Source organism: Burkholderia sp. Nafp2/4-1b (assembly GCF_003635165.1).
Classification (GTDB): domain Bacteria; phylum Pseudomonadota; class Gammaproteobacteria; order Burkholderiales; family Burkholderiaceae; genus Burkholderia.
The window spans coordinates 251,429-277,450 of the sequence record NZ_ML058597.1; the positions used below are offsets into that span (position 1 = coordinate 251,429).

The window sequence follows — 26,022 nt, forward strand, 5'->3', positions numbered from 1 at the left end:
GTTGGTGTGCCGGAAATTGATTGTTGCGTTATTAACGACGATCAGCGCACGACAGCGTCCTCCCGCTGCACATCGTTGCTCAGCGCGAAACCTTCGTCGAGCCAGCCGGTGACGCCGCCGATCATCAGCTTCACCGGACGGCCGAGGCGCGCGAGCCGGATCGCGCCGCGCGCCGCGCCGTTGCAGTGCGGGCCTGCGCAGTAGACGACGAACAGCGTGTCGGCCGGATAGTCGGCGAGCTTGCCGGCGACGATCTTGCGGTGCGGCAGGTTGCGCGCGCCCGGCACGTGGCCGGCGGCAAATTGCTCCGGACTCCGGACGTCGAGCAGCACGAAGTCGGGCGCGCCGGACGCCAGCGCGTCGTGGGTGTCCCAGCAATCGGTCTCGAAGCGCAGCAACGCTTCGAAGTGCGCGAGGGCGGCGGCGCTGTCGGCGGCCGGGACGTCGGTAACGTATGACATGAAAGGCGCTCCTGAAGGGCGGCGCGGAATGCGCCGGAATGAAGGGCAGTATCGCGGTTCGGCGGCCGTCGTGGCAGTGGCGCGATCGACAAGTTCCGGTAACATCGCGCCATGAACGATCATCTCGTCGTCGCGCTCGCCTACGATCGCCTCTGCACCTTCGAATTCGGCTGCGTGGTCGAACTGTTCGCGCTCGAGCGCCCGGAACTCGGCGTCGACTGGTATCGCTTCGCCGTCTGCGCGAGCGAGCCGGGGCCGGTGCGCGCGGCGGGCGGCATCACGGTCGCCGCGCCATACCGCCTTGCGACCCTCGATCGCGCGGACACCATCGTGATTCCCGGCTGGCGCGATCCCGACGAACTGCCGCCCGAACCGCTGCTGAAGAAGTTGCGGGCCGCGCATCGCCGCGGCGCGCGGCTCTGTTCGATCTGCTCGGGCGTGTTCGTGCTTGCGGCGGCCGGCGTGCTCGACGGGCTCACCGTGACGACGCACTGGCGCTACGCGGAGCGCCTGCAGGCACGCTATCCGGCGCTGCGCGTGAATCCCGATGCGCTGTACGTCGACGAAGGGCAGATCGTCACGTCGGCGGGCTCGGCGGCGGGGCTCGACATGCTGCTGCATCTCGTGCGCCGCGATCACGGCGGCGCGATCGCGAACCGCGTCGCGCAACGCCTCGTGCTGCCGCCGCATCGCGACGGCGGCCAGGCGCAGTTCGTGCCGCGCCCGGTGGCGCCGGGCGGCAGCGACCGGCTCGCAAAGCTGATCGACTGGATGCGCGCGCATGCGGCCGAGCCGCACACGCTCGCGTCGCTGGCCGCGCAGGCCGCTATGAGCACGCGCACGCTGCAGCGGCAGTTCGCGGACGCGACGGGGATGTCGCCGCTCGCGTGGCTGATCCGCGAACGCGTGAACGTCGCGAAGGACATGCTCGAAGCGCATCCCGCGCTGTCGCTCGCGCAGATCGCCGCGCGTGCGGGGTTCGGCTCCGAAGAGTCGTTGCGCCGGCATTTCCGGCGCGTCGCGGCGACGAGCCCTGCCGCATATCGGCGCGGGATGGATCGCGGCGTGAGGCCCACGGACGCGTGAGCGCAAGCGCACGCGCGCCTTGGCACCACCACCGGTTGCCGGCGCGCGTCGACCAACCAACCGAACGATCGATTCGGGTCGACCTCTATAGCAGCGGCGCCCGGCCGCCGCTCACTTCTGGCTGACTTCAAGCGCGCGTAAGATGGCGGTCGCCGTGCGTCATCCTGTTCACGCGGGCCGCGCGTCGCGCGCCGCTGCAGGAAGCCGCCATTCATCCATTACAACGACAAGGACAATGATCATGGGCCTGCTGGGCAAGCTGTTCGGAAAGAAACCACGAGACGAAGCGGAATCGCCCGCGCCTGCCGGGAACGACGCATCGGACGACGCGAACGGGCAAAGCGGCCCCGACATCGCGCCGGAACTCGCCCCCGCACTGCAGGCATTCCAGGCCGGCCGGCACGAGGCCGCGATCGCGGCCGCCGCGCCGCATGCGGAGCGGCTGGCCGATGCGGCGCGCCTGTGCGCGCTGTCGTATTCGGCGATGAAGCGTTATTCGGAGGCATTTCCGTACTGGCTCGCGCTGTTCGGCCATGAGCCGAGCGCGCACAACGCGGTGCAGCTCGCGACGACGTCCGTGATGTGCGACGAGGTGGAGCGCGGCGAAGCGTGGATGCAGAAGGCCGCGGAGGTCAATCACGACACGCACGAGCAATCGGACGTCGCCGCGCGCGTGAACTTCATTTCCGCGCTGATGCAAAGCGGCCACCTGCGCGAAGCGCTGCCGCATCTCGCGTGGGTGCGCGACGTGTACGGCCACGTGTGCATCACCGATTCGACCTTCCTCTACATGCGCGGCATTCCGCTCTTTTCCGCGTTCCTCGAAAACAGCCTCGAGATCCTGAAGGCCACGCAGCCGGCCGACGCGATCGTGGCCTGGTACGGCGAACTGACGGGCAAGCTCGACGAGGAAGGGGAAGCGCAGCTGGCCGCGTGGGTCGGTCAGTTGCCGGCGTAACCGGCCGTGCTTCATGATGGGTTGCGACGCCGGCCGTAACGTGCCGGCGCGGCGTCGCAACGCGCACGCTCAGCGCGTGTTGGCCTTGCGGTCGGCCTGCCGGATACACGCGATCCGGTACACGCCGTCGTCCACTTCGACGCCGTGCGTATCGTGCGTGAAGCCGGGGAAGCGCAGGTCGTATTGCTCGAGCGCCTTCAGGTAGCCGAGCAGCGGGCCGTCGGCCGGGCCCGCGTTCTCGCCGGGCATCAGCAGCGGAATGCCGGGCGGGTAGGGCACGACGCCCGTCGCGACGGTGCGGCCCGCCATCTCGGAGAGCTCGAGCATCTCGATGTCGTTGTGCACCAGATGTTCGAACGCCTCGGCCGGGCTGAAGTCGGGCTGCGGCAGCGTCGAGAAGCCGCGCGACATCATCTCGGTCGTCTTCAGGTCGCTCATCGCGCTGAACATCAGGTCGCACAGCTCGCGCAGCCCTAGCTTGCCGTAGCGGTCCGGATAGCGCGCGACGAGCGCCGGCAGCGCCTGTTCGAGCGGCGCGTTGGCGTCGTAGTCGCGCTTGAAGTCGAGCAGCGTGTTGACGAGCGTGCCCCACTTGCCCTTCGTCACGCCGAGCGAGAACAGGAACAGGATCGTGAAGTCGGTCGTCTTCTCGACCACGATCCCGTGCCGGTCCAGATACGCGGTGACGACCGACGCCGGAATGCCGACCGGCATCAGGCTGCCGTTCGGCGCGACGCCCGGCGTGACGATCGACACCTTGATCGGATCCAGCATGCAGTAGTTGTCTTCGATGTTGCCGAAACCGTGCCACGCATCGCCCGGATGCAGCACCCAGCACGACGGATCGGTGGCGAGCAGCGTTTCGTCGGCCTCGTGGAAGCGCACGCGCCGGCCGGTCTTGCGATCGACGACGGTGTCCGGCTGCCAGCCGTTGAAGAACCAGTCGTCGTTCTCGTCGCACTCCGCGTGCAGCCGCGCGAGCATCCGGCGGAACGATACGGCCTCGCGGATCGCGTCGGTCGTCAGCGCCTCGCCGCCGGGGCCATCCATCATCGCGGCGCTCACGTCGTTCGACGCGATGATCGCGTAGTTCGGCGACGTCGACGCATGCATCATGTACGCCTCGTTGAAGCGCGCATGCTCGATCGGGTTGCGGCCGTCGCGCACGTGAATGAACGATGCCTGCGACAGCGCGGCGAGCAGCTTGTGGGTCGACTGCGTCGCGAACACGGTCGGCTTGCTCGCGTCGTGCTGCGACGGATCGCCGTGCATCGCGTGACGATCGCGGTAGATCGGGTTGAAGCGCGCGTAGCCGTACCACGCTTCGTCGAAATGCAACCGGTCGACGCTCTGGCCGAGCAGTTCCTCGACGCGCGCGACGTTGTAGCAGAGGCCGTCGTACGTCGAGTTCGTGATCAGCGCATGCACGGGCGTCGGATCGATGCCGTCGCGGCCGCACACGAGCGGGTTCGCGTCGATCGCGAGCCGCACGGCCGCGGCAGTGAGGCGTTCCGGCATGATCGGCCCGATGATCCCGTAGTGGTTGCGCGACGGGATCAGGTAGGTCGGAATCGCGCCGGACATCGTCATCGCATGCTCGGCCGACTTGTGGCAGTTGCGGTCGCACAGCGCGACCTGGTTGCGCGTGACGCTCGCCATCAGGATCACGCGGTTCGACATCGACGAACCATTCGTTACGTGATACGTGCGGTGTGCGCCGAACACGCGCGCCGCGTAGCGTTCGCTTTCGCCGATCGGGCCCGAGTGGTCGAGCAGCGAGCCGAGTTCGCCGACCGAGATCGACAGGTCCGAGCGGAACAGCGCTTCACCGAAGAACTCGAAGTATGCGCGGCCGACCGGCGATTTCAGGAACGCGGTGCCGCCCGTGTGGCCGGGTGTGTGCCACGAGTATTCGTACACGCGCGAGAACTGCGCGAGCGCGCGGAACATCGGCGGCAGCACCGTCTCGCGATAGCGCTCGATCGCCGCGACGATCCGGCCGCCGATGAACGCGGTTGTGTCCTCCAGCATCCAGATGAAGTCGTCGGCCTTGCGCATCGCGTCGACCGGAATCGCGGCCGCGCTCGCGCGGCTCGCGAGCAGGAACACCGGCACCGTCGCATTGCGCGCGCGCATCGCGTCGAGTACGGCCTGCGCGGGTGCGTGATCCGGATCGTTGTCGAGTTCCCAGTTGAGCAGCAGGCACTGGATCGCGGGATCGGCGTCGACCACCGCGCGCGCGTCTTCGGCCGAGGTCGCGATCACGACGTCGACGAGCCGCGCGCGTAATTCCTCGGCGAGCGCGGTGGCCGCGCGTCCGGTGGCCGTGCGTTCGTCGATGTCGTGCTGCACGAGCAGTGCCTTCATGCCGAGGCGGCGGAATGCCGGTTGGGTCAAGGAAGCGGTCATGGTTATTCCCCCGTTTGCTGGGTTGCCTGGACGTTCGCGGCCGCGGCCGGCGAGCGTGCGTGAAGGATGTCGGCCTCGTGTCGGCCCACGGAGATCCAGAAGGTCGCGACGAGTGCGACGATGGTCACGCCGAGCGCGAAGTAACGCACCCAGCGCGGCGAGCGGCCGCCCGGATGGATGTGGGTTTCCTCGATCTCGCGCTGGCGGTTGATCGACAGCTCGTAGAACACGATCGTCGCGATCACGAAGATCAGCGACCAGCGCGTCTGCTGGCCGTCGGAGCCGACCATCGCCCATAGTGCGTAGACCGCGCCGATCAGGCCGACGATCGTGTAGAAGGTGAACTGGTGCGACGGCATCTTGCCGTAGCCGAGCACCTTGATCGCGATGCACGAGTAGATGTACGGCAACAGCGTCATGATCACGGCGATCGACGCGATCTTGCCGAACTGCTCGCTCGCGCTCGGCGACATCGTCGCGAGCACCTGCACCGACATGATGACCGCGACGATCGCGAGGCCCGCCGACGGCACGTTCTTCGAATTGACGCGCGCGAACACGCCGGCGAACAGGCCGTCGTCGGCGGCGGCCTTCGCGGTCTGGCCGACCAGCAGCGTCCAGCCTGCGAGCGAGCCGAGGCAGCCGAGCGCCGCGCAGATTGCCACTGCATTGGCGGCGGTGTCGCCGAGCGCGAGGCGCGCGGCATCCGCGAACGGCGCGCTGGACGCGAGCAGCGCCTTGTTCGGGATCATCCCCATGATCACGGTCGAGCTGAGCACGTAGCAGACGGCCGCGAGCACGACGCCGCCGACGGTCGCGATCGGCACGTTGCGCGACGGGTTCTCGACCACGCCGGCCGACACCGACGCGCTCTCGACGCCGATGAACGCCCACAGCGTGAAGTTCAGCGTCGCGCCGATCGCGCTGAAGCTGCTCGCGCCCGACACGTTCCAGCCGGCGAAATACACGTCCTTGCTGAACCAGAACCAGCCGAACACGGCCATCCCGAGGATCGGCACGAGCGCGAAGATCGTCGTGACGGACTGCACGCGGCCGACCACGGTCGGCCCGAGGATGTTCGCGTACGTGAACAGCCAGATCACGAAGATCTGCGCAAGCGCGAACACGAGCGGGTCGTGCAGGACCGGGAAGAAGTGCGTCAGGTAACCGAGGCCGGCGACCGCGAGCCCGACGTTGCCGAGCACGTTCGCGAGCCAGTAGATCAGGTTGGTCTGGTAGCCCATGTACGGGCCGAACGACTTGCGCGCATACGCGTAGGGCCCGCCGGCGGCCGGGTCGATCGCGGCGAGCTTCGCGAACACCAGCGCGAGCGACACGGCGCCGACCACGGTGATCAGCCAGCCGAAGATCGCGATGCCGCCGGTCGCCGCGAGGTTCGCGGGCAGCATGAAGACGCCGGAGCCCATCATGTTGCCGGCGACCATCAGCGTGGCCGGAATGACGCCGATTTTCGGCGCGGAAGCCGCGGCTGGCGCGGCGGCGGAACGGGAAGAGGACGAGCTGGCATCGGACATGCGAGGCTCCTTGACAAGACGTGATGCGGTTGAGGTGGCGCGGCCCTGCGCCGGTCGACGATTCCGGAATGGATTGCCGTTTTATTAAACGAGGGTCATGTTATATCGTTAATTGGTTGGGTAATGGTGTTGATGAACTTTAATGAGTTAAATATTGACGGAGATCATTGAGATTGGTGAAATGGTTTGTCGAAATGGCATTGTTTTCGGGCGATCGGTCGGTCTGGCTGAAGTGACCGACAGGCGCGATGATGGAAAATCGAGAATGACTGAATCGTTATTGCTGGGGAATCCGGATTTTTGAGGCTGTTAAATGGACTCGTGAGGTAAATAGCGCGTCCACTCATTATCGAATTTCTCGGTTATTATCTGGCGCGTTAAAGCTCGAAGTGCGTCGCCGACGTGCTTGACGGTTCTTTTGTTCCGAGGAGTGATGTCGATGCTGCCTTCCCGTTTGCCACTGATCCAGGCCCCGATGGTGGGTTCGTCGAGCGCGCTTGCGATTGCCGTCTGCGAAGCGGGCGGGCTCGGCTCGCTCGCATGCGCGGCGCTTGGCCCGCAGCAATTGCGCGACGAGATCGCGGCGATTCGCGCGAACACGCCGGCGCCGTTCAACGTCAACTTCTTCTGTCATACGCCGCCCGCGCCGGACGCCGCGGCCGACGCGCGCTGGCGCGCGGCGCTAGCCGGCTACTATGTGGAAGCCGGGCTCGATCCGGCGGACGCGAAAAGCGGCGCAGGTCGCGCACCGTTCGATGACGCGATGTGTGCGGTCGTCGAGGAGCTGCGGCCGGCCGTCGTGAGCTTTCATTTCGGGTTGCCGGACGACGCGCTTCTGGAGCGCGTGCGCCGCACCGGGGCGCAGGTCGTGTCGTCGGCGACGACCGTCGAGGAGGCGCGCTGGCTCGATACGCGCGGCGTCGATGCGATCGTCGCGCAGGGCGCCGAGGCAGGCGGGCATCGCGGGATGTTCCTGACCGACGACATCCACGCGCAGCCCGGCCTCTTCGCGCTGCTGCCGCAGATCGTCGACGCGGTGCGCGCGCCGGTGATCGCTGCTGGCGCGATTGCCGACGGCCGCGGCATCGCGGCCGCGTTCGCGCTCGGCGCACGCGTGGTGCAGATCGGCACCGGCTACCTGCTGACGCCGCAGGCCGGCCGCTCGGCGCAGCATCGCGCGGCGGTGCGGGCCGCGCGCGACGACGGTACACGCTTGACCAACCTGTACACGGGCCGCCCCGCGCGCGGCCTGCTGACCCGCTTCATGCGCGAGCAGGGGCCGATGAGCGCACTGGCGCCCACGTTCCCCCTCGCGACGGCCGCTGTCGATCCGCTGCGCGGCGCGTTCGAGCGGCAAGGGCGCGACGATTTCTCGCTGCTGTGGTCCGGCGAGGCAGCGGCGCTCGCGCGGGAAGAGGATGCCGGCGCGTTGACCCGGCGCCTGTGGGATGACGCGCTGACGTGTGCGGCGGCGCTGCGCGCCGCATTGCCGGCCGGCGACTGAACCGAAGCGGAACGGGCTCCGGAAAGGACGGCGAAAGCCTGCCTGCGGCGGCCCTCGCGAACGGGATCGGAAACGACCCCGGGCCCGCGCCCATCGGCGTATCATCCGGTTTTCGTCAGCCCTATCCAGGCCCCCACCATGACCTCCGTCGACACTACCCCCGTCCTCGACCATGACAAGCTCGTTACCTTCGTCGAGCGCAAGTGGAACGATGAAATCCTCCACGCACTGACCGACTACATCGCGATCCCCGCGAAGAGTCCCGCATTCGACCCCGACTGGGCGAAACGCGGGTATCTCGATCGGGTCGTCACCGACGCCGCGCAGTGGGCCGAACGCCAGCCGGTGAAAGGCCTGAAGCTCGAGATCGTGCGCCTGCCCGGCCGCACGCCGGTGATCTTCTTCGAAACCCCCGCCACGCGCTCCGGCAGCACCGACACGATCCTGCTGTACGGCCACCTCGACAAGCAGCCCGAATTCGACGGCTGGCGCGCGGACCTCGGCCCGTGGACCCCGAAGTTCGAGAACGGCAAGCTGTACGGCCGCGGCGGCGCGGACGACGGCTACGCGATCTACGCGAGCCTCGCGGCGCTCGGCGCGCTCGACGAGCAGGGCGTCGAACGGCCGCGCTGCGTCGGCCTGATCGAGACCTGCGAGGAGTCGGGCAGCTACGACCTGCTGCCGTACGTCGACGCGCTGCGCGACCGGCTCGGCCAGGTGTCGCTCGTCGTGTGCCTCGATTCGGGCGCCGGCAACTATGACCAGATGTGGCTTACGACGTCGCTGCGCGGGCTGGTGTCCGGCGACCTGCAGGTCGAGGTGCTCGAGGAAGGCGTTCACTCGGGCGTGTTCGGCGGCATCGCGCCGTCGAGCTTCCGCGTGATGCGCCAGCTGTTCGAGCGTCTGGAAGACGCGAAGAACGGCAACCTGTTGCCGGGCGTGTTCCATTGCGAGATTCCCGACAGCCGCGTGCGTGAAGCCGATGCGGCAGCCGCGATTCTCGGCGACGCCGTGTGGAAGGGCCTGCCGTGGGCATGCGGCGCGGATGGCAAGCCGGTGTTGCCGACCACGACCGATCCGCGCGAATCGCTGCTGAATTCGACGTGGCGTCCGTCGCTGTCGGTGACCGGCGCGTCGGGCCTGCCGGCACTCGCCGACGCGGGCAACGTGCTGCGTCCGCGCACCGCGTTCAAGCTGTCGCTGCGACTGCCGCCGCTCGTCGATGCCGCGCAGGCCGTGCAGCAACTGAAGGAACTGCTCGAACTCGATCCGCCGTACAACGCGAAGGTCACGTTCAAGCCGGACCCGGGCGCCGCGACCGGCTGGAGCGCACCCGATCTCGCGCCGTGGCTCGCGTCGTCGCTCGATGCCGCGTCGCGCCGCCACTTCGGCGCGGACTGTGCATACATGGGCCTCGGCGGCACGATCCCGCTGATGAACGTGTTGCAGGCCGGCTTTCCGGCCGCGCAGTTCATGGTGTGCGGCGTGCTTGGGCCGAAGTCGAATGCGCACGGTCCGAACGAGTTCCTGCACGTGCCGTACGCAAAGAAGCTGACCGCCGCGGTGGCGGACGTGATTGCGTCCGCGCGCTGAGCGTTCGCGCGGGTCGTGCCGATCAGTTGTGTCGATTCGCGCCGACCCGACCGGATTCCACTTGACCTGATGGAGCCTTGCCGATGACCGCACTGCCGACACCCGCTACCGAAGCGCTGCGCATGCGCGCCGAACCGCTGCATGCATTCGTCGCGGCACTGTGGGAGCGGGCCGGCAGCAGCGAGCGCGAGGCGCGGCTCGTCGCCGATCACCTGGTCGGCGCGAATCTGGCCGGTCACGATTCGCACGGGATCGGGATGATCCCGAACTACGTCGCATCGTGGCGGGAAGCGCAGTTGCAGTTGAACGGGCACGCGTCGATCGTTCGCGACTGCGGCGCGGTGCTCAGCATCGACGGCGGGCGCGGCTTCGGCCAGGTGATCGCGTTCGAGGCGATGGTCGAAGGGATCGAGCGCGCACGCCGCATGGGCATCTGCGCGATCGGGCTGCGCGACGTCCATCACCTCGGCCGCATCGGGCACTGGGCCGAGCAATGCGCGCGCTCGGGGCTCGTGTCGTTCCATTTCGTCAACGTGCCGGGCGACTTGCTCGTCGCGCCGCTGCACGGCACCGATCCGCGCTTCGGCACGAATCCGTTTTGCGCCGCGTATCCGCGCGCGGGCCAATCGCCGCTGCTGCTCGATTTCGCGACGAGCGCGATCGCGTACGGCAAGACGCGCGTCGCGTACAACCAGGGCAAGCGCGTGCCGGCCGGGTCGCTGATCGATCATCGTGGCCAGCCGACCGACGACCCGGCCGTGATGCACGAGCAGCCGTTCGGCTCGCTGCTGCCGTTCGGTCTGCACAAGGGCTATGCGCTGGCCGCGATGTGCGAGATCTTCGGCGGCGCGCTGGTCGGCGGCCATACGACCTACGGCGACACGCTGCAGAAGACGAGCGCGATCGTCAACGGGATGCTGTCGGTGCTGATCGATCCGAACGCGTTCGATGCGGCCGATGCGCAGCGTGAGGCCGATGCGTTCGTTGCGTGGGCGAAGGCGTCGCCGCGAGCGGGCGATGCGCCGGTGCAGATGCCCGGCGAGGCGGAGGAAGCGAGCCGAGCCGCACGCGGGGCGGACGGCATTCCGGTCGATCGTGCGACGTGGCGGCAGATTCGCGAGAGCGCCACGGTGGTCGGGTTCGACGATGCGCAACTCGATGTGTGGACGCAGCGCTGTATCGACGCTGCCTGACCGACCCGCGAACGAGGGCAAGCGATGAGTTGGCAGGCGGACAAGGCGCACGGCGAAGAGATCGCCTATCAGATCGCGAGCCTCGGCCGTGTCGAGGTCACGCGGTTCTTCAGCGGCGCGGCGATGCGGCTCGACGGCGTGATGTTCGGGTTTCTCGCGCGCGGGTCGCTGTTTCTGCGTGTCGATGACGTGAACCGGCCCGCGTTCGTCGCGGCGGGGATGGGGCCGTTTTCGTACACGGGGCGCACGCGTACGGTCGCGCTCGAAGGCTATTACGAAACGCCGGCCGACGTGCTCGAGGATGCGGGCGCACTGTTCGACTGGTGTCGCGGTGCGTATCGCGCGGCGCTGCTGGCGGGGGCGCCGAAGCGCAAGGCGAAGGCGGTGCGGGCGCAGGAACCGGGAGTGTCGTCGAGCACCGCGCGGAAGCGCTCGGCGAAGGCGGCGTCGACACCGGTGCATGCGCTGGAATCCGAAGCGGTCGCGACGCCCGCGCCGAAGCCCGCGAAGAAGAACGCAGCGTTGAAGCCCGCGAAAGCGCCGGAATCCGAACCGGTATCAAAACCTGCGGCGAAGCGTCGGACCACGGCGAAAGCGGCGCCCAAGCCACCGTCCGAGTCGAAAACGGCTGCGGCCTCGAAACCGGCACCGAAGCGGCGCGCAAAACCGCCCGTAAAGGCGGCATCGAAAGCCGCCGCGCAATCCGCGCCGAAGCGCGAGCGTCCGTAGTCCGGTCAGAGCGTCGCCACGGCGTCGGGATTTCCGTCGTCTTTTCATTCCGATTCACCGGTCACGCGCAACGCACAACGCGTGCGAAACGCGCCACCGCCTCTCGATACACGAAAACAGCAACCCGGCCGCCCGCATATTCCCCAAGCTTCACAACGGCGGCCGTGGCGTTTATGATCGGCGCGGATCGCGCCCGCGTCCGGCGCGACCCGTGCCGGCCCTGACAGCGGCTCCGCGAACGGCGCATCGAACGCCGCGCGGCATACCTCCCCCCTCATCGTTCCAGACGGAGACAATCGATGCTCGTCCTGATTCTCGGTTTAGCGATCTTTCTCGGCGTGCACTCGATCCGGATCGTGGCCGACGGCTGGCGTGCCGCGATGATCGCGCGCGTCGGCGAGAAGAGCTGGAAGGCGGGCTATTCGATTGCGTCGATCGTCGGCGTCGTGCTGATCATCCTCGGCTACGCGGTCGCGCGCGGGAACGCGACGCTGCTGTGGGTGTCGCCCGTCGGCGTCCGTCACCTGACCGGCATGCTCACCGCGGTCGCGTTCGTGCTGATCGCCGCGTCGCACGTGCCGCGCAACCGGATCAAGGCGCTCGCCGGACATCCGATGGTGGCCGGCGTGATGGTGTGGGCAGTCGCGCATCTGCTCGTCAACGGCACCGTGCATGCGGCCGTGCTGTTCGGCGCGTTCTTCGTATGGTCGCTCATCCAGTTCATCGTGTCGCGCACGCGCGATCGTCGCGACGGCGTCCGCTATCCTGCCGGACGTCTGTCCGGCGACCTCATCGCCGTCGTGGCCGGCCTCGTCGCATGGGCGGTATTTGCGCTGTTCCTGCACGGCCCGTTGATCGGCGTGCGACCGTTCGGTTGAGCGCGCATGCCATGCAGTGCGGCATGGCGGAGATAGCAGAACGGCACCTTGCGGATTGCTGATCCGGATTGCTGATCAATCGAGATCGTTGCGGAGGAACGTATCCCGCGACGGCGGCGCGATGCGCGTGCGTCAGATCGGCTTGACGAACAACCCGATGGTCAGCGCGACACCGATGCAGACGATCGCGATGCGCAGCACGCGTTCGTTCACGCGGTGCAGCGCCCATGCGCCGAGCAGGCCCCCGACGATTGCGCCACCGCCGAGCGCGATCGCCTCACGCCAGTGCAACTGCGGCGAAGTCACGAACAACACGACGGCCGATGCGTTCATCACGCCCGCGAGCGCGTTCTTGGTCGACATCGCGTGGCGCGGCGACAGGCCGGCCATCGTCAGCGCGGCCATCATCAGGAACCCGATGCCGCCGCCGAAGTAGCCGCCGTAGATCGCGATCAGGAACTGCGAGACCGCGGCCGTGACGGGGCCGAGATGTTGGTTACCGGCGCCGGGCTTGCGGAAGAAGCTGCCCCACGCGAACACGACCGTCGCGAACAGCACGAGCCACGGCACGAGGTGCGAGAAGATCGACGACGGGGTTTTCAGCAGCAGCAGCCCGCCGAGTGCGCCGCCGACCACGCTGATCGCGAACAGCGCGCGAAACGACAGCTTGCCCGCGCCGGTCACCATGTTCCGGCTGGCCCAGCCCGTCGTGACCTGGCCGGGGAACAGCGCGACCGTCGATGTGATGTTTGCTGCGAGCGGCGACATTCCCGATACGATCAGCGCGGGCAGCGTGACGAACGAGCCGCCGCCCGCAAGGGCGTTCTGCAGGCCGGCCCACAGGCCGGCGACGATGATGAGGGCGAGCATCGGAGGGGGAGCGGAGAGGTGGCGGGGCGCGCGGGCCGGCGAGGGCACGTGCGGCGGTCGCAAGATGGTAATGCAGGATCGTGGCGCCGCAAAGCCTCGCGAACGATGGGGGTTTGGGGCCTGCGCGGCGCGCTTCCACGGCTCTCAGGCGTTGTGGGGGGCATTGCGTGTTTCATCGCATCACGTCATCGCCGCGCCGCACGCATCGCTGATGTCGCATCACTCGTCCGGCTGCGCGGCAGCTTCTTCCGTTGCCGCATCGCCTTCGACGTCCGGATAGACGATCGTGCCGTCGTCGCGAATTACCGCGCCGGCCGTCAGGCGCGCGGGCTCCACGCGGTTCTTGCCCATGATGTGCAGCACCGTTTCGCCGCGCGCGATCAGGTAGTCGGACACGATGCGCCGATGACAGCGCCACCACACGGCTTCCGAACACATGATCGCGCAGCGCTGCGCGTGCCCTTGCGCGATCAACTGGCCGAGGCCCGTTCGAAACTCGGGTGACAGCGCGTAGTCGGCGTAGCGGTGGAAGCTGCGATTGGTCCAGAAGCCGTTGACCTCGTCGGGCAAGCCGCGCGACTTGCCGCGCAGGCCGCCGAGTTCCGCGATGTGCGCGTAGCGGATGTCGGCCGTGGCTAGTGCGTCGGGCAGCGTCGCTTCGTTGAACTGCGGATTCGTGCGCGAGCGCGTCATCTTGCGGATATCGGCGAGCAGCGCGATGTCGACCGCGTCGAGCATCTCGACGAACTCGTCGAGCGTGCGGTTCGAATGACCGATCGTGTAGAACGGGAGCGTCACGTGTCGTCCTTGCCGGCAATGCGCTCGAGCACGCGGCCGCGGTGTGCTGCGATGTGGTCGGTGCGGTCGCTCTTGATCTCGTATTGCGGATCGCCGGGCGACGCGCGGTGGCGATGGCCCTTGTAGTCGAAATCCTGCGTGTGGATCGCGATGATCGTGCCCGTCACGTAGCCGGCTTCCGAATTCCAGCGGACGTGGTCGCCGAGCTTGAATGGCGTCGACATGCGGGGAACCTCCTTGCATCGATGCGGGGTGGTCGGTCATTGCCGGATTCATTATCGGCGCTGGCCACGCACGGGAAAAGATGCAGACGGCCGAGTCGTGCCGGGCTGCGGGTGCAAGCGTCGTGCCGGCGGCCGAAGCGCTTTCGTTCCCCCAACAGTGACGGTTTTTGTTCCGTCGCTTGCCTCCGTGAAATTGCCGTGCTAATTTTTCATGAAATTCACCGGAAAAAATTTCACGGGAGTCCGCATGTTCGTGCAGTCCGACCGTCACGTCGCGAGCTACTACGCCGGTACCTACCCGGCGCCGATTCCGCAGCGTCCCGAGCTGGACGAGCGCATCGACGCCGACGTGCTGGTCGTCGGCGCCGGCTTCAGCGGGCTACACACGGCGTTGCGCCTCGCGCTCGCGGGCAAGCGCGTGGTCGTGCTCGAAGCGAGCCGCGTCGCGTGGGCGGCATCGGGCCGCAACGGCGGGCAGGCGCTGCTCGGCTGGTCGTGCGACATGCAGCCGCTCGAGGATGCGCTCGGCCGCGACGGCGCGCGCGTGCTGTGGGACAGCATGCGCTGGGCCGCGGCCGAAGTGCGCGAACTGCCCGCGCGTCACGGCTTCGACATCGACTACCGGCCCGGCAGCCTGTGGGCAGCGGTGCGTCCGCGTCGCGTCGCGATGCTCGCGCACGCCCGCGACGAAGCCGCGCAGCGCTGGGGCTACGACCGGTTGCGCGTGATCGGGCAGGACGAGATGCCCGAATGGATCGGCAGCGCGCGCTATCGCGCGGCACTCTACGATCCCGAGGCCGGGCACCTGAATCCGCTGAAGCTCGCGCTCGGTCTCGCGCAGACGATCGAACGGGCGGGTGGCCGCATCTTCGAGCAGAGCCGCGTGCTCGACTGTCGTGAATCGGCCGGCGGCCATGTCGCACGCACCGCACACGGCGAAGTGCGCGCGGATGTGGTGGTGCTCGCGTGCAACGCGTACGTCGACCGGCTCGATCCCGAACTGTCGCGCCGGCTGCTGCCGGTCGGCACCTACCAGGTCGCGACCGCGCCGCTTCCACCGGACGTCGCTCGCTCGCTGCTGCCGCAGAACAGTTGCGTGATCGACAACCAGTTCGTGCCCGACTACTTCCGCGTGAGCCCCGACAACCGCCTGCTGTTCGGCGGCGGCTGTACGTATCTCGGCGGGATTCCGGCCGACATCGCCGCCGCGACGCGTCCGCATCTCGAACGCGTATTCCCGCAGTTGAGCGGCGTGCCGCTCGACTACGTGTGGGGCGGCCACATCGACATCAGCATGCGTCGCACACCCGACATCGGCCGCCGCGGCCAGCGCTTCTGGCTGCAGGGCTTCTCGGGGCACGGCGTGCTGCCGACGCTCGCCGGCGCGCGTGCGGTCGCCGATGCCGTACTCGGCGACGATCGGCTGCTCGCGCAGTACCAGCGCATCCGCAATCCGCGCTTCCCCGGCGGCGATCGCCTCGCCGCGCCGCTGGAAGCGCTCGGCAAGGCCTGGTACCGTTTGCGCGATACCGTCTGACGCACCGGAATTCATCATGAACGAACAGGAAGAAATAGAAAGTCTGGCGATCCTGATCCGCGACCTGCGCAAGCATCGCAAGGTCACGCTCAACGATCTCGCGGAACGGATCGGCCGCTCGGTCGGCTTTCTGTCGCAGGTCGAGCGCGGGCTGTCGCGCCCGACGGTCGCGGATCTCACTGCGATCGGCGAGGCGCTCGGCGTGCCGACCACGTATTTCTACAGCTTGAGCAAGCCGCGCAGCGTGCCGTGGGTCACGCGGCCCGACGAGCGGCGCACCGTGTATTACGCGGCCGGCATCACGGACATCCTCGTGTCGCCGAACATGCGTTCGCGCTTCTCGATCCTCGAGAGTCATCTCGCGCCCGGCGCGAGCAGCGGTGAACGCTCCGTCGACGACAGTGACGAGCAGGGCGGTTTCGTGCTCGAAGGCGAGCTGACGATCTGGATCGACGGCGACGACACGCCCGTCACGCTCGGCCCCAACGACGCGTTTCAGCTTCCGGCGCACCAGCGGTTTCGTTACGCGAACCTGGGTGACGTGCCGACGCGCGTGATCTGGGTGTTCACCTGAGTTAGCGGGGCGGCCTGACGGCCGCTTCAGCGACATGCTGGTTTGCAGTACTGATCGACATCGTACATGCGACAGGCCGCATGACGATGAGTCCGGTTCGCCGCGCCGCGGCACCGCCATACAAAGACATGGAAAAGGATGAGACATGGCTGACGTCGTTCCCGTGCTGGTCGATGAAGTCCGCGCATTCCGGCAGGCGCATCCCGAGATCCGTTACGTCGACCTGATCTGTCTCGACCTGCCCGGCCATTTCTACGGCAAGCGCTATCCGATCGATGCGCTCGAGAAGGTCGCGTCGGGCTCGCTGCTGAAGCTGCCGCAGAACTGCGTGCTGCTCGGCACGCAGGGCGGTCTCTACAAGATCGGCGATTACTGCTTCAACGATGGCGACCCCGATGCGCCGCGCCGGCTGATTCCCGGCACGCTGAAGCTGGTGCGCTGGGAGCGGCAGCCGCTCGCGCAGATGCTGATCAGCTCCGACGGCACGGACGCCCCGATCGAATTCGAGCCGCGCGAGGTGCTCGCGCGCGTGCTGCGGCGGTTCGCGGCGCGCGGGATCCGGCCGGTCGTCGCGTTCGAGCTCGAGTTCTACCTGTTCGCCGCGCAGCTCGCGGACGGGATGCCGCAGTATCCGCGCGATCGCCTGAGCGACGACCGCGACGACCAGCCGAACATGCATATCGAACGCCTGTCGCGGTTCTCCGACGTGCTGCACGAGATGGTCGAGGCCGCGTGCGAGCAGGGCGTCGACGCGACGGTGATCACGGCCGAGCTCGGGCCCGGTCAGTTCGAGATCAACTTCGGCCATACCGACGACGCGTTGCGCGCGGCCGACTGGTCGGCGCTGTTCTGCCGCAGCACGCGCGGCGTCGCGTTGCAGCACGGCTATCGCGCAAGCTTCATGGGCAAGCCGTATCTGCACGCGCCGGGCAGCGGGATGCACGTGCACGTGAGCCTGTACGACGATGCGGGCCGCAACCTGCTCGCCGCGGACGAACAGCGGCCGCTGCGGCACGCGGTGGCCGGCTGCCTTGCGCTGCTGCCGCATTGCATGCCGGTGTTCGCACCGAATCACAATGCGTTCCGCCGCTACGGGTCGATGGTGAATGCGGCGAGCCGGGCAAGCTGGGGCTTCGAGGATCGCGACGCGTGCATCCGGATTCCGGAATCGGATGCGCGCAACCTGCGCATCGAGCATCGCCTCGCGAGCGCGGATGCGAATCCATACCTGGTGCTCGCGGCGATTCTCGCCGGCATGGAGCATGGGCTCGATGCGCGGCGCGAGCCGATCGCGCCGCTCAACGACGATCGCGGCAGCGGGATCGATTTCCCGAAGGAGATGCTGTCGGCGGTCGCCGAGATGCAGGATCACGCGGCCGTGCGCGATGGCCTCGGCAGCGAGTTCGTGATGGTGTATTGCGAGAACAAACGGCAGGAGGAACTGGATTTTCGCAACGAGATCGGTGCGCGGGAGTATCGATGGTTTCTGTGACGTGCCGCGAAGCGATTCGCGGCACGTCACGCGGGACGCGTTTACTGGCCCAGCTTCGCCGTCACACAGCCCGTGCTCGAACATTCGCGCTCGCGTTCGCGCAGGAACGACAGGCGCGATTGCGTCAGGTCGATCGCGCACTGCAGGTTCACGAGATAGCCATCGTCGCGCGTTTCGCTGCAGCGGTCGTCGCGCTGCTTCATCCATGCGAGCTGGCCCGTCTTCAGCTTCGCCTGCTGGTCGCCGCTCAGTTGCTTGCGCACGCGGCCGTACTCGTCGTTCAGTTCGCGGTCGACCTGCGAGAACTCGTTGCTGCTGCAGTACACCTGGTCGAACGCGCTGCGCGGTTTCCCGCAACCGGCCGCCTGCGCGGCGAACGGCACGGCAAGCGCGACCAGCGCGCAGGATACGAGCAGATTCTTCTTCTTCATGATGATGCTCCTCACTGGGTGAAAAACGTTGAAACCGATCGGCGTCGCGTTACTTGGCCGCCGTACACGCATCGATCCCCCCCGCGATCGCAGTGGCGAGACGCTGGATCGTCTCGCGCTGCGCGAGACGCTTTTCCTCGTCGGGATTGACGATCACGCCGGCCTCGACCAGCACGGCCGGGATCGGCGCGGTACGCAGCACGACGAGATCGTCGAAGCGGTGGATGCCGAGTTGCGGATCGATCAGCGGGCGGTTCTCGCCCTTGATCGCCTGCGCGTGATACAGCGACGGCCGTTCGCCGGCCGCGACCAGCCGCTCGGCGATCGCCTTCGCGCAACGCAGGCTTTCCGCGTAGTGCGGATTGCGCTCCGACACGAACACGGCGAAGCCGCGGAATTCGCGTTGCCGGCCCGCGTCGATGAACTGCTGCTGCATCGAATCGTGATGGATCGACACGAACAGGTTCGCGTCGGGCGCCTGCGTCGAACGCTGGTCGAGCGCGATCTCGCGGCCGTCGGCCGACGTGCGCAGCACGCGATCGCCGTGCGCGGCGAGCTTCTCGGCAACAGCGGCGGACAGGTCGAGGTTGTACCGGTATTCGACGCGGCCGCTCGCGCCGGTTGCGCCGGGATGGGCCGGCGTATGGCCGGTGTCGACGACGATGTAGCGGGCCGACGCCGGTTGCGCGTCGACACTTGCGGCCTCGGCCGCATGCAGTGCCAGCGGCGCGCCCAGCAGCGGCGCGCATGCGAGCAGGCGCACGGCGGCACGCACGAACGGGCGAAGGCGTCGAACGGTTCGGTTTGTCATTGTTGTTGTCGAGGAGGGCGTTGCTGCGCTGCGAAGCGTGGAGCGTGCGGTGCAGCCGGCCTGCTCAATGCAGTCGGAATGTCGCGCGATTATAGCGGTTGCCGGCGGCGGCGCAATGACGGAATGCGCGCTGCCGCGCGCGTCGAAAAACCCGCGCTCAGGCGAGCACGCGCCGGGCCGCGAGCATGCCCCAGTACGATGCTTCCTCGAACAGCGACAGCCCGGACAGGTCCGCATGCGCGAATACCACCGGGCCGTCGGCGTCGCGCAGCGCGAGCAGCCCCGGCCGGCTCAGGAAGCCGACGTCGGGCGTCGCCATCGCGTGGCCGCGCACGGTAATCTCGAGCGCGGTTGCATGCTTCCACAACTCGCGTCCGTACACGGCTTGCAGGTCGCTCGCTGCCTGCTCGCGCAGCGCGTCGGGCTGCGCCTGCGCGAGCCAGCGGCGCGTGTCGTCCGGCGTGCGCGTGCTCAGCGCCTGATAGGCGGAGAACACGGAACGGGTCGGCGGCGACATCCGGATCGACTGGTGCGTCGACACGACGTAGCCGAGCCCCGCACCGTCGTAGACGACGTTGTCCCACGCGAGCGGCACACCGGCTTCCTCGGCCGGCATCCCGTCGAGCAGGAAGTTGGACACGAGCCACGGCGCGCGCGGCGGCAGGTCGCGCGCGGGCTCGAAGCCGTATGCGGACAACTGCGGAAACACGCGTGCCGCGACGAACAGCGGCATCGCGCTGACGACGCGCCGCGCTTTCAGCATGAACGTCGACAACGTGCCGTCGTCGGCGACGCGCGCGCACAGCACGTCGACGCCGCCCGCGCGTTCGCTGGCACGAACGGCGAAGCCGTCTCGCGACCACGCATTCGAACCGGTGCGCGCGCTGATCGAACCGCCCAGCTTCGTCACCATCGTGTGCAGCCCGTCGGGCCAGGTCAGCACCGCGCCGTCGCTCGCATTGCGCGCGCGGCCGCCGCGCGACGAGAAGTAGTGAAGCCCCGCCCACGCGGACACATGCTCGTAGCCCGCGCCGTAGTCGTCGCGGCAGCAGTAGTTCAGATACCAGTGCAGCGCGGCGGCGGTGTAGCCTTCGTCGAGCAGCCACTGTCTGAACGAACGCCGGTCGAGCGCGCGCCAGCGCGGGTCGCGCGACGATTCCGCGATCGGGATGCAGAACACCTTGCGGCCGTCCGCGCCGCGCGCGGTGCGCAAGCCTTCCGTGTACGCGAAGAAGCGCGTCTGCTGCGCGAGCGCGTCGGCGTCGAGGCCGGCGCTGGGCACGATGCCGTCCTGCCACTGCCCGCCGATGAACAGGCGTTCGTCGGGCGCGTGCACGAGCGCGCGCTCGTCGTACACGGGTTGGGCGGAGAACGGCGCGGATTCGATCACGCCGAGATCGGCGAGCATGTCGCGCAGATGCGCGGATTCGAGCGACGGCAGCGGCAGGTAGTGCGCACCCTTCGGATAGCCGAGCTCGCCGAAACGGCCGCCGGCCGCATTGCCGCCGAATTCCGGGCCGGCGAGCACGACGAAACGTTTGTGACCGGCGCGCGCGAGTTGCCACGCACACGACAAACCGGCCACGCCGGCGCCGAGGATCGCGACGTCGGTCTCGATCGTGCCGGACGGCGGCGGCAGCGTTGCGTGGTCGCGCAGTGCGTGGCCTTCGCGCATGCCGGGGTAGCCTACGCGCGGCGTCGTCTCGATCCAGCCGGTGCGGCCGCATGCGGCGAGCGACGCGGCCGCGGACGCGACGAGGAACGTGCGGCGATCCATCAGCGCAGCACGTGCTTCCAGTCGTCGTCGAAGCGGCGCACGAGCGGCTGGTCGTTGAGTTCGTTCGGCGACATCGGCAGCGCCGGCATGTCGGCCGGGAAGTGGAACATCTCGGCGGCCGTCTGCGCGTCGAGCCAGCGCGTCGGCACCGAGTAATGCGTCGGCACGGTGAAGTCGCGGCGCTTGCCGGCGATCACGAAGCCCCAGTCGCCGAACGACGGCACGTAGCAGTGGTACGGCCAGGTGTTGAGCCCGGCTTCGTGCAGCGTCGCGATGATCGTCCAGTACGCATGCGGCGCGAAATACGGCGACGTCGACTGGATCACCGCATAGCCGTTCTCCGACAGGTGACGCGCCAGCAGCCGGAACACGGGCACCGAATACAGCCGGCCGAGCCCGAAGTTGGTCGGATCGGGGAAGTCGACGACGATCGCGTCGTACACGTCGGCGTTCGATTCGAGCCAGCGCACGGCGTCGTCGTTGATCACCTGCACGCGCGGGTCCTTCAGCGCGCCCTGGTTCAGCTTCACGAGCGGCGCCGAAGTCGAGAACAGCTTCGTCATCGCGGGATCGAGATCGACGAGCGTGATCCGCTCGAGGTTGCGGTGCTTGAGCAGTTCATGCACCGCGAGGCCGTCGCCGCCGCCGAGCACGAGCACGCGCTTCGCCCACGGCAGCGCGTCGATCGTCGGATGAATCAGCGCCTCGTGATAGCGATGCTCGTCGCGCGACGAGAACTGCAGGTTGCCGTTCAGGTACAGCCGCATGTCGTCGTGCCACTGCGTGAGCACGATCCGCTGGTACGGCGTGGTTTCGGAATAGATCGTCTCGTCGCCGTACACGCCCTGCTCGGCCCAGTGCGTGATGCGGTCCGACAGCGCGAAGCCGGCCACGAGCAGCCCGATCACGAGCGACGCGCGCATCAGCTTGCCGCGCACGTTGCGGATCTCGTCGCGGAACAGGTGCGTGGTCCACAGCGCGACGAACGCGTTCAGCAGCCCGAACAGGAAGCTCGTGCGCAACAGGCCGAGGCGCGGCGCGAGCACGAGCGGGAAGATCAGCGATACGGCGAGCGAGCCGAGATAGTCGAACGTCAGCACTTCGCTGACGGTATGGCGGAACGCCTGGCGGCGCTGCTGGAACGCGCGCATCACGAGCGGGATCTCCATCCCGATCAGCAGGCCGAGCGCGAGCACGAGCGCGTAGAGCGCCGCGCGGAACGGCGCGGCCAGCCACGCGAACACCGCGAACAGGAGCGCTGCCGACACGCCGCCGAGCAGGCCGACGAGCAGCTCGATGTCGACGAAGCGGTCGAGCACGTCGTCGTCCTCGACGAATTTCGCGAGCCACGAGCCGATCCCCATCGCGAACAGATAGCAGCCGATCACCGACGAGAACTGCAGGATCGAGTCGCCGAGCAGGTAGCTCGACAATGCGCTGCTGATCAGTTCGTAGCCGAGCCCGCACGACGCGAGCACGAGGATCGACAGGACGAGCGCGCGCTTATGCGGCATGGCGCGTCCGTTGTGCAGTGTTCGTCAATGTGGATATACTGGCGCGGATTTTCGCGGGGCGGCCTGCCGTGGGCCGACCTGCGACGGGGCGGCGAACCGAGCACAAAATCCGAGGAAAAGAATGAATAGTGCCTATCTTTATGCGGTTCATTTACTGTCGGCGTTCGTGCTGCTTTTTGTGTTCGCGGCAGTGTACCTGAAGGTCACCCCGTTCGACGAACTGGCGCTGATCCGCGACGGCAACGCGGCCGCCACGCTGTCGTTCGGCGGCGCGTTGGTCGGCTTCTGCCTGACGCTCGCGTCCAGCATCGCGCACAACTCGACGCTCGGCGAAGTCGTGCTGTGGGCCGTCGGCGCGATGGCCGTGCAGCTCGTCACCTATGCGGTGCTGACCCGCCTGATTTCCGGCATGAATCATGCAATCGAGGATCGCAACGTCGCGATGGGCGGCCTGATGGGCACCGCGTCGCTCGTCGTCGGCATCATCAATGCCGCCTGCCTGACCTGACGCGCCACGCGCTCGAGGAGACCGACATGAGTCTGGGTTCGTTTATCCGCAAGCAGTTCATCGACGTCCTGCAATGGACGGAAGACACCGACGGCGTGCTGGTCTGGCGCTATCCGATGGAAGACCAGGAGATCCAGTACGGCGGCCAGCTGACCGTGCGCGAGACGCAGGTCGCGATCTTCGTCAACGAAGGCAAGGTCGCCGACGTGTTCCAGCCCGGGCTGTACAAGCTGGAAACGCGCACGCTGCCGGTGCTCACGTACCTGAAGAACTGGGACAAGTTCTTTCAGTCGCCTTTCAAGTCGGACGTCTACTTCTTCAGCACGCGGCTGCAGCTCGGCCGCCGCTGGGGCACCGCACAGCCGGTGACGATCCGCGATCGCGAATTCGGCTTCGTACAGGTGCGCGCGTTCGGCATCTACTCGTACCGGATCGTCGATGCGGCCGCGTTCCACCGCGAGGTGAGCGGCACGCGCGCACAGTACACGGTCGACGATCTCGAGCAACAGCTGCGCAACCTGGTCGTGACCGCGATGAGCACGACGTTCGGCTCGGCCGACGTGCCGTTCGTCGACATGGCCGCGAACCAGACACTGCTGTCGCAGCGCGTCGCCGACGCGCTGGTGCCGGTGTTCACGCGCTACGGGCTCGCGCTCGATGCGTTCGCGGTCGAAAGCGTGTCGCTGCCGGCCGAGCTGCAGAAGGCGCTCGACCTGCGGATCGGTGCGGGGATGGCCGGCGATCTCGCCCGCGCGACGCAATACCAGACCGCACAGGCGATCCCGCTCGCCGCGCAGAACCCCGGCGGCATCGCGGGCGTCGGCGCAGGGCTGGCTGCCGGCGCGGCGATCGGGCAGGCGATGGCCGGTCAGATCGCGGGCGCCGCGCAACCGGCACAGGCCGCACCGCCCGCGCCCGTCGCGGCACCGGTTGCCGCCGCGCAGCCGGCCGCTCCGGCCGCCCAGGCCGAGACGACGGATTACGTGCAACGCCTCGAACAGCTGAAGGCGCTGCTCGACAAGGGCCTCGTGACCGAAGAAGACTACTCGCGCGCGAAGGCGGAAATCCTCGCGAAGCTCACCCGGTAAGCGTCGCGCATGTTCAGTACTTCGTGCCCCCAGTGCGGCGCGCCGGTCGAGTTTCGCTCGGCGGCGGCGGTCATGGCCGTCTGTGCGTTCTGCCGCAGCACGCTGCTCAAGCGTGGTGCCGACGTCGAACGTATCGGCGAGCTCGCCACGGTGCTCGACGATGCATCGCCGATCCAGATCGGCACGGCCGGACGCTACGGCAAGCGCACGTTCACCGTGCTCGGCCGCATCCAGATGACCTACGACGCCGGCGTGTGGAGCGAGTGGTACGTCGTATTCGACGACGGCGCGTTCGGTTGGTTGTCCGATGCGTCGGGCCAGTACGCAGTCACCGTGCGCGAGCCCGACGATGCGTCGGGCGGCGCGTGGCCCGCGTTCAACACGCTCGAACCCGGCATGCGGATCGATCACGGCGGCCGCGCGTACCTCGTGTCCGACGTGCGTACCGCACGCTGCACGGGCGGCGACGGCGAGTTGCCGTTCCGCGTCGATGCGGGCTGGGAAGCGCGCGTGGTCGACCTGCGCACCGGCAACGCATTCGCGACCTACGACTATTCGGATGCCGACGCGAATGGCGGGAGCCCGGCCGTCTATACGGGCGAGGCGATTGAGTTCGACGCACTCGCGTTCACGGGGCTGCGCGATGCCGACACCGACACGCGCGAGCCACGCGGCGCGCAGATGGTGCCGTTCGCGTGCCCGAGCTGCGGCGCGTCGCTGTCGTATGCGCCGAACGTGGCCGACTACGTCGTATGCGGCAGCTGTCACACGGGCGTGCAGTGCACGGCCGAGCAGCAGACTGTGTTCGCCGCGCAGCGCAAGCTCGATGCGGTGAAGGGCGCGCTGGAACTCGGCGCGATCGGCACGTTCGACGGCGTGAAGTACACGGTGATCGGCATGATGCGTTGCCGCGTGCCGGATGACGACGGCACGTGGGACGAATACCTGCTGCTGAATCCGAAGCGCGGCTTCCTGTGGCTCGTGCAGAGCGAAGGGCGCTGGGAGCGCGTGCAGGTGCTCGATCACTGGCCGACGATCGGCGGCGAGTCCGACATCGTCGACGGCGGCAAGACGTATCGGCTGCGCGAAGCGTACGACGCCGAAGTGGTGTACGTGGTCGGCGCGTTCAACTGGCGTGTGCAGGTCGGCGACCGCACGGCGATTGCCGACTACGGCTGGCAGAAGGACAAGCTCACGCGCGAGCGCAGCGCCGCTGAAATCGTCTGGTCGCGTGCGCGGCCGCTGTCGGCGAGCGCGCTGGCCGAACGCTTCGCGACACCGGCGCTCGCCAAGGAAGCGGTTGCGGGCGCAACGGGTTCGGCCGGTGCGTCGACTGGCCTGTTCGGCACGAAACATCCGCACAGCTTCGCGCCGCTGCCGATCGTGTTCAGCGCGCTGCTGGTGATCTTCAACATGGGTTCGCTGTTCTCGTTCAGCGGCCGTTCCGTCTACGTGCTGGTCGGCCTGCTCGTACTGTGGCTGCCCGAATGGCTGTGGAAGAGCTTCGCATCGGACGGGGGCAACGCGTAATGCGCTACATCGTCTACGGTCTGTACGGGCTGATCGTCGTCACGTTGTTCAGCTGCGCGTCGATCGGCGGCAGCGGCTCGGGCGGCGGCGGGTGGGGCAGTTCGTCGGCGCGCAGCGGCTACTCGTCGTACGGGGCGCACAAGTGACGGCGCGCGACGGTCTCGTTGCGCCGCACGCGACGCTCGGCTCGCACGTGCTGGCCGATCTCGCCGGCATCGACGCGGCGCTGCTGCGCGATGCCGCGCGGCTCGAGGCGATTCTCACCGACGCTGCGCGGCAGGCCGGCGCGCGCGTGATCGGCGCGCATTTTCATCATTTCGGTGGCGAGCATGGCGTGACGGGCGTCGTGCTCCTCGCTGAATCGCACATCACGATTCATACGTGGCCCGAGCACGGCTTCGCGGCCGTCGACGCGTTCATGTGCGGCGCCGCGCGCGCGGCCGATGCGGTCGATGCGATCGCCGCCGCGCTCGGCACGCACGCGCAGGTACGGCAGCAGGTGGCGCGCGGCGCGTGAGCGAC

At 68.0% G+C, this 26,022-nt stretch carries 26 protein-coding genes; 16 read left to right on the forward strand and 10 right to left on the reverse strand.

Annotated elements, in window-relative coordinates:
* Positions 1-41 precede the first annotated feature (41 nt).
* Positions 42-461, reverse strand: coding sequence for a rhodanese-like domain-containing protein (locus C7H84_RS01180; RefSeq protein WP_121857024.1), 420 nt, complete (start codon positions 459-461; stop codon positions 42-44).
* A 111-nt stretch (positions 462-572) separates the two neighbouring features.
* Between C7H84_RS01180 and ftrA the strand changes: the two genes are divergently transcribed.
* Positions 573-1,547 carry a transcriptional regulator FtrA gene (gene ftrA / locus C7H84_RS01185; protein ID WP_121857025.1) on the forward strand — a complete coding sequence of 325 codons (975 nt, stop codon included), beginning with the start codon at positions 573-575 and terminating at the stop codon, positions 1,545-1,547.
* A 241-nt stretch (positions 1,548-1,788) separates the two neighbouring features.
* Positions 1,789-2,505: a hypothetical protein gene (locus C7H84_RS01190; protein WP_121857869.1), complete on the forward strand. Its 717-nt coding sequence runs from the start codon at positions 1,789-1,791 to the stop codon at positions 2,503-2,505.
* 69 nt (positions 2,506-2,574) lie between these two features.
* Here the strand turns inward: C7H84_RS01190 and C7H84_RS01195 are convergent, their stop codons facing one another.
* Both C7H84_RS01195 and adiC read right to left on the reverse strand, forming a co-directional pair.
* Positions 2,575-4,914 carry an Orn/Lys/Arg decarboxylase N-terminal domain-containing protein gene (locus C7H84_RS01195; RefSeq protein ID WP_121857026.1) on the reverse strand — a complete coding sequence of 780 codons (2,340 nt, stop codon included), beginning with the start codon at positions 4,912-4,914 and terminating at the stop codon, positions 2,575-2,577.
* A gap of 2 nt (positions 4,915-4,916) precedes the next feature.
* The gene (adiC, locus tag C7H84_RS01200) at positions 4,917-6,449 is read right to left on the reverse strand and encodes an arginine/agmatine antiporter (protein ID WP_121857027.1); all 1,533 of its coding nucleotides are present in this window, start codon (positions 6,447-6,449) and stop codon (positions 4,917-4,919) included.
* A gap of 154 nt (positions 6,450-6,603) precedes the next feature.
* Here adiC and C7H84_RS36145 point away from each other — a divergent pair, with 154 nt between their 5' ends.
* The 6 genes from C7H84_RS36145 to C7H84_RS01225 all read left to right on the forward strand — a co-directional run bounded on the left by C7H84_RS36145 (position 6,604) and on the right by C7H84_RS01225 (position 12,346).
* Positions 6,604-6,753 carry a hypothetical protein gene (locus tag C7H84_RS36145; RefSeq protein WP_162999184.1) on the forward strand — a complete coding sequence of 50 codons (150 nt, stop codon included), beginning with the start codon at positions 6,604-6,606 and terminating at the stop codon, positions 6,751-6,753.
* A 129-nt stretch (positions 6,754-6,882) separates the two neighbouring features.
* Positions 6,883-7,953: a nitronate monooxygenase gene (locus C7H84_RS01205; RefSeq protein WP_121857028.1), complete on the forward strand. Its 1,071-nt coding sequence runs from the start codon at positions 6,883-6,885 to the stop codon at positions 7,951-7,953.
* A 138-nt stretch (positions 7,954-8,091) separates the two neighbouring features.
* Positions 8,092-9,546: a M20 family metallopeptidase gene (locus tag C7H84_RS01210; protein WP_121857029.1), complete on the forward strand. Its 1,455-nt coding sequence runs from the start codon at positions 8,092-8,094 to the stop codon at positions 9,544-9,546.
* An 83-nt stretch (positions 9,547-9,629) separates the two neighbouring features.
* A complete protein-coding gene (locus tag C7H84_RS01215; protein ID WP_121857030.1) occupies positions 9,630-10,739 on the forward strand; it encodes a malate/lactate/ureidoglycolate dehydrogenase in 1,110 nt (369 codons plus the stop codon).
* A gap of 24 nt (positions 10,740-10,763) precedes the next feature.
* Positions 10,764-11,468, forward strand: a complete 705-nt coding sequence (locus C7H84_RS01220) for a TfoX/Sxy family protein (protein WP_121857031.1) — start codon at positions 10,764-10,766, stop codon at positions 11,466-11,468.
* 299 nt (positions 11,469-11,767) lie between these two features.
* Positions 11,768-12,346 (forward strand): NnrU family protein, encoded by a 579-nt coding sequence (locus C7H84_RS01225; protein WP_121857032.1) that lies wholly within the window; start codon positions 11,768-11,770, stop codon positions 12,344-12,346.
* A gap of 132 nt (positions 12,347-12,478) precedes the next feature.
* Here the strand turns inward: C7H84_RS01225 and C7H84_RS01230 are convergent, their stop codons facing one another.
* The 3 genes from C7H84_RS01230 to C7H84_RS01240 form a co-directional block, all read right to left on the reverse strand.
* Positions 12,479-13,216 carry a sulfite exporter TauE/SafE family protein gene (locus tag C7H84_RS01230; protein ID WP_121857033.1) on the reverse strand — a complete coding sequence of 246 codons (738 nt, stop codon included), beginning with the start codon at positions 13,214-13,216 and terminating at the stop codon, positions 12,479-12,481.
* 219 nt (positions 13,217-13,435) lie between these two features.
* The gene (locus C7H84_RS01235; protein WP_121857034.1) at positions 13,436-14,014 is read right to left on the reverse strand and encodes a DUF488 domain-containing protein; all 579 of its coding nucleotides are present in this window, start codon (positions 14,012-14,014) and stop codon (positions 13,436-13,438) included.
* A complete protein-coding gene (locus C7H84_RS01240; RefSeq protein ID WP_121857035.1) occupies positions 14,011-14,238 on the reverse strand; it encodes a DUF2945 domain-containing protein in 228 nt (75 codons plus the stop codon). The genes C7H84_RS01235 and C7H84_RS01240 overlap by 4 nt, the downstream gene beginning before the upstream one ends.
* A gap of 247 nt (positions 14,239-14,485) precedes the next feature.
* Here C7H84_RS01240 and C7H84_RS01245 point away from each other — a divergent pair, with 247 nt between their 5' ends.
* The 3 genes from C7H84_RS01245 to C7H84_RS01255 all read left to right on the forward strand — a co-directional run bounded on the left by C7H84_RS01245 (position 14,486) and on the right by C7H84_RS01255 (position 17,841).
* Positions 14,486-15,775, forward strand: a complete 1,290-nt coding sequence (locus tag C7H84_RS01245) for an FAD-binding oxidoreductase (RefSeq protein ID WP_121857036.1) — start codon at positions 14,486-14,488, stop codon at positions 15,773-15,775.
* 16 nt (positions 15,776-15,791) lie between these two features.
* Positions 15,792-16,349 carry an XRE family transcriptional regulator gene (locus C7H84_RS01250; protein ID WP_121857037.1) on the forward strand — a complete coding sequence of 186 codons (558 nt, stop codon included), beginning with the start codon at positions 15,792-15,794 and terminating at the stop codon, positions 16,347-16,349.
* Between the two features lie 145 nt (positions 16,350-16,494).
* The gene (locus C7H84_RS01255; protein WP_121857038.1) at positions 16,495-17,841 is read left to right on the forward strand and encodes a glutamine synthetase family protein; all 1,347 of its coding nucleotides are present in this window, start codon (positions 16,495-16,497) and stop codon (positions 17,839-17,841) included.
* Positions 17,842-17,882: 41 nt separating this feature from the next.
* Here the strand turns inward: C7H84_RS01255 and C7H84_RS01260 are convergent, their stop codons facing one another.
* The 4 genes from C7H84_RS01260 to C7H84_RS01275 form a co-directional block, all read right to left on the reverse strand.
* Positions 17,883-18,272 (reverse strand): lysozyme inhibitor LprI family protein, encoded by a 390-nt coding sequence (locus C7H84_RS01260; protein ID WP_121857039.1) that lies wholly within the window; start codon positions 18,270-18,272, stop codon positions 17,883-17,885.
* A 49-nt stretch (positions 18,273-18,321) separates the two neighbouring features.
* Entirely contained in the window at positions 18,322-19,083 is a 762-nt protein-coding gene (locus C7H84_RS01265) for an N-acetylmuramoyl-L-alanine amidase (RefSeq protein WP_121857040.1), read from the reverse strand.
* A 157-nt stretch (positions 19,084-19,240) separates the two neighbouring features.
* Positions 19,241-20,860, reverse strand: coding sequence for an FAD-dependent oxidoreductase (locus C7H84_RS01270; protein ID WP_121857041.1), 1,620 nt, complete (start codon positions 20,858-20,860; stop codon positions 19,241-19,243).
* Positions 20,860-22,374, reverse strand: a complete 1,515-nt coding sequence (locus tag C7H84_RS01275) for a polyamine aminopropyltransferase (protein WP_121857042.1) — start codon at positions 22,372-22,374, stop codon at positions 20,860-20,862. Before C7H84_RS01275 ends, C7H84_RS01270 begins: the two co-directional genes overlap by 1 nt.
* Positions 22,375-22,495: 121 nt before the next feature.
* Between C7H84_RS01275 and C7H84_RS01280 the strand changes: the two genes are divergently transcribed.
* Genes C7H84_RS01280 through speD form a run of 5 tightly spaced genes read left to right on the forward strand, consistent with a single transcriptional unit; the run spans position 22,496 to position 26,017 of the window.
* Positions 22,496-22,882: a DUF350 domain-containing protein gene (locus C7H84_RS01280; RefSeq protein WP_121857043.1), complete on the forward strand. Its 387-nt coding sequence runs from the start codon at positions 22,496-22,498 to the stop codon at positions 22,880-22,882.
* 26 nt (positions 22,883-22,908) lie between these two features.
* A complete protein-coding gene (locus C7H84_RS01285) occupies positions 22,909-23,970 on the forward strand; it encodes an SPFH domain-containing protein (RefSeq protein ID WP_121857044.1) in 1,062 nt (353 codons plus the stop codon).
* A gap of 9 nt (positions 23,971-23,979) precedes the next feature.
* Positions 23,980-25,500, forward strand: coding sequence for a DUF4178 domain-containing protein (locus C7H84_RS01290; RefSeq protein ID WP_121857045.1), 1,521 nt, complete (start codon positions 23,980-23,982; stop codon positions 25,498-25,500).
* The gene (locus C7H84_RS36150; protein WP_162999185.1) at positions 25,500-25,646 is read left to right on the forward strand and encodes a hypothetical protein; all 147 of its coding nucleotides are present in this window, start codon (positions 25,500-25,502) and stop codon (positions 25,644-25,646) included. Before C7H84_RS01290 ends, C7H84_RS36150 begins: the two co-directional genes overlap by 1 nt.
* Positions 25,643-26,017: an adenosylmethionine decarboxylase gene (gene speD / locus C7H84_RS01295; protein ID WP_121857046.1), complete on the forward strand. Its 375-nt coding sequence runs from the start codon at positions 25,643-25,645 to the stop codon at positions 26,015-26,017. The genes C7H84_RS36150 and speD overlap by 4 nt, the downstream gene beginning before the upstream one ends.
* Positions 26,018-26,022: the final 5 nt, after the last annotated feature.

What these genes read in the sequence shown, in the direction of transcription:
- C7H84_RS01180 (WP_121857024.1), bottom strand. Translation starts at nt 461, where the DNA reads ATGTCATACGTTACCGACGTCCCGGCCGCCGACAGCGCCGCCGCCCTC.
- ftrA (WP_121857025.1), top strand. Translation starts at nt 573, where the DNA reads ATGAACGATCATCTCGTCGTCGCGCTCGCCTACGATCGCCTCTGCACC.
- C7H84_RS01190 (WP_121857869.1), top strand. Translation starts at nt 1,789, where the DNA reads ATGGGCCTGCTGGGCAAGCTGTTCGGAAAGAAACCACGAGACGAAGCG.
- C7H84_RS01195 (WP_121857026.1), bottom strand. Translation starts at nt 4,914, where the DNA reads ATGACCGCTTCCTTGACCCAACCGGCATTCCGCCGCCTCGGCATGAAG.
- adiC (WP_121857027.1), bottom strand. Translation starts at nt 6,449, where the DNA reads ATGTCCGATGCCAGCTCGTCCTCTTCCCGTTCCGCCGCCGCGCCAGCC.
- C7H84_RS01205 (WP_121857028.1), top strand. Translation starts at nt 6,883, where the DNA reads ATGTCGATGCTGCCTTCCCGTTTGCCACTGATCCAGGCCCCGATGGTG.
- C7H84_RS01210 (WP_121857029.1), top strand. Translation starts at nt 8,092, where the DNA reads ATGACCTCCGTCGACACTACCCCCGTCCTCGACCATGACAAGCTCGTT.
- C7H84_RS01215 (WP_121857030.1), top strand. Translation starts at nt 9,630, where the DNA reads ATGACCGCACTGCCGACACCCGCTACCGAAGCGCTGCGCATGCGCGCC.
- C7H84_RS01220 (WP_121857031.1), top strand. Translation starts at nt 10,764, where the DNA reads ATGAGTTGGCAGGCGGACAAGGCGCACGGCGAAGAGATCGCCTATCAG.
- C7H84_RS01225 (WP_121857032.1), top strand. Translation starts at nt 11,768, where the DNA reads ATGCTCGTCCTGATTCTCGGTTTAGCGATCTTTCTCGGCGTGCACTCG.
- C7H84_RS01230 (WP_121857033.1), bottom strand. Translation starts at nt 13,216, where the DNA reads ATGCTCGCCCTCATCATCGTCGCCGGCCTGTGGGCCGGCCTGCAGAAC.
- C7H84_RS01240 (WP_121857035.1), bottom strand. Translation starts at nt 14,238, where the DNA reads ATGTCGACGCCATTCAAGCTCGGCGACCACGTCCGCTGGAATTCGGAA.
- C7H84_RS01245 (WP_121857036.1), top strand. Translation starts at nt 14,486, where the DNA reads ATGTTCGTGCAGTCCGACCGTCACGTCGCGAGCTACTACGCCGGTACC.
- C7H84_RS01250 (WP_121857037.1), top strand. Translation starts at nt 15,792, where the DNA reads ATGAACGAACAGGAAGAAATAGAAAGTCTGGCGATCCTGATCCGCGAC.
- C7H84_RS01255 (WP_121857038.1), top strand. Translation starts at nt 16,495, where the DNA reads ATGGCTGACGTCGTTCCCGTGCTGGTCGATGAAGTCCGCGCATTCCGG.
- C7H84_RS01260 (WP_121857039.1), bottom strand. Translation starts at nt 18,272, where the DNA reads ATGAAGAAGAAGAATCTGCTCGTATCCTGCGCGCTGGTCGCGCTTGCC.
- C7H84_RS01265 (WP_121857040.1), bottom strand. Translation starts at nt 19,083, where the DNA reads ATGACAAACCGAACCGTTCGACGCCTTCGCCCGTTCGTGCGTGCCGCC.
- C7H84_RS01270 (WP_121857041.1), bottom strand. Translation starts at nt 20,860, where the DNA reads ATGGATCGCCGCACGTTCCTCGTCGCGTCCGCGGCCGCGTCGCTCGCC.
- C7H84_RS01275 (WP_121857042.1), bottom strand. Translation starts at nt 22,374, where the DNA reads ATGCCGCATAAGCGCGCGCTCGTCCTGTCGATCCTCGTGCTCGCGTCG.
- C7H84_RS01280 (WP_121857043.1), top strand. Translation starts at nt 22,496, where the DNA reads ATGAATAGTGCCTATCTTTATGCGGTTCATTTACTGTCGGCGTTCGTG.
- C7H84_RS01285 (WP_121857044.1), top strand. Translation starts at nt 22,909, where the DNA reads ATGAGTCTGGGTTCGTTTATCCGCAAGCAGTTCATCGACGTCCTGCAA.
- C7H84_RS01290 (WP_121857045.1), top strand. Translation starts at nt 23,980, where the DNA reads ATGTTCAGTACTTCGTGCCCCCAGTGCGGCGCGCCGGTCGAGTTTCGC.
- C7H84_RS36150 (WP_162999185.1), top strand. Translation starts at nt 25,500, where the DNA reads ATGCGCTACATCGTCTACGGTCTGTACGGGCTGATCGTCGTCACGTTG.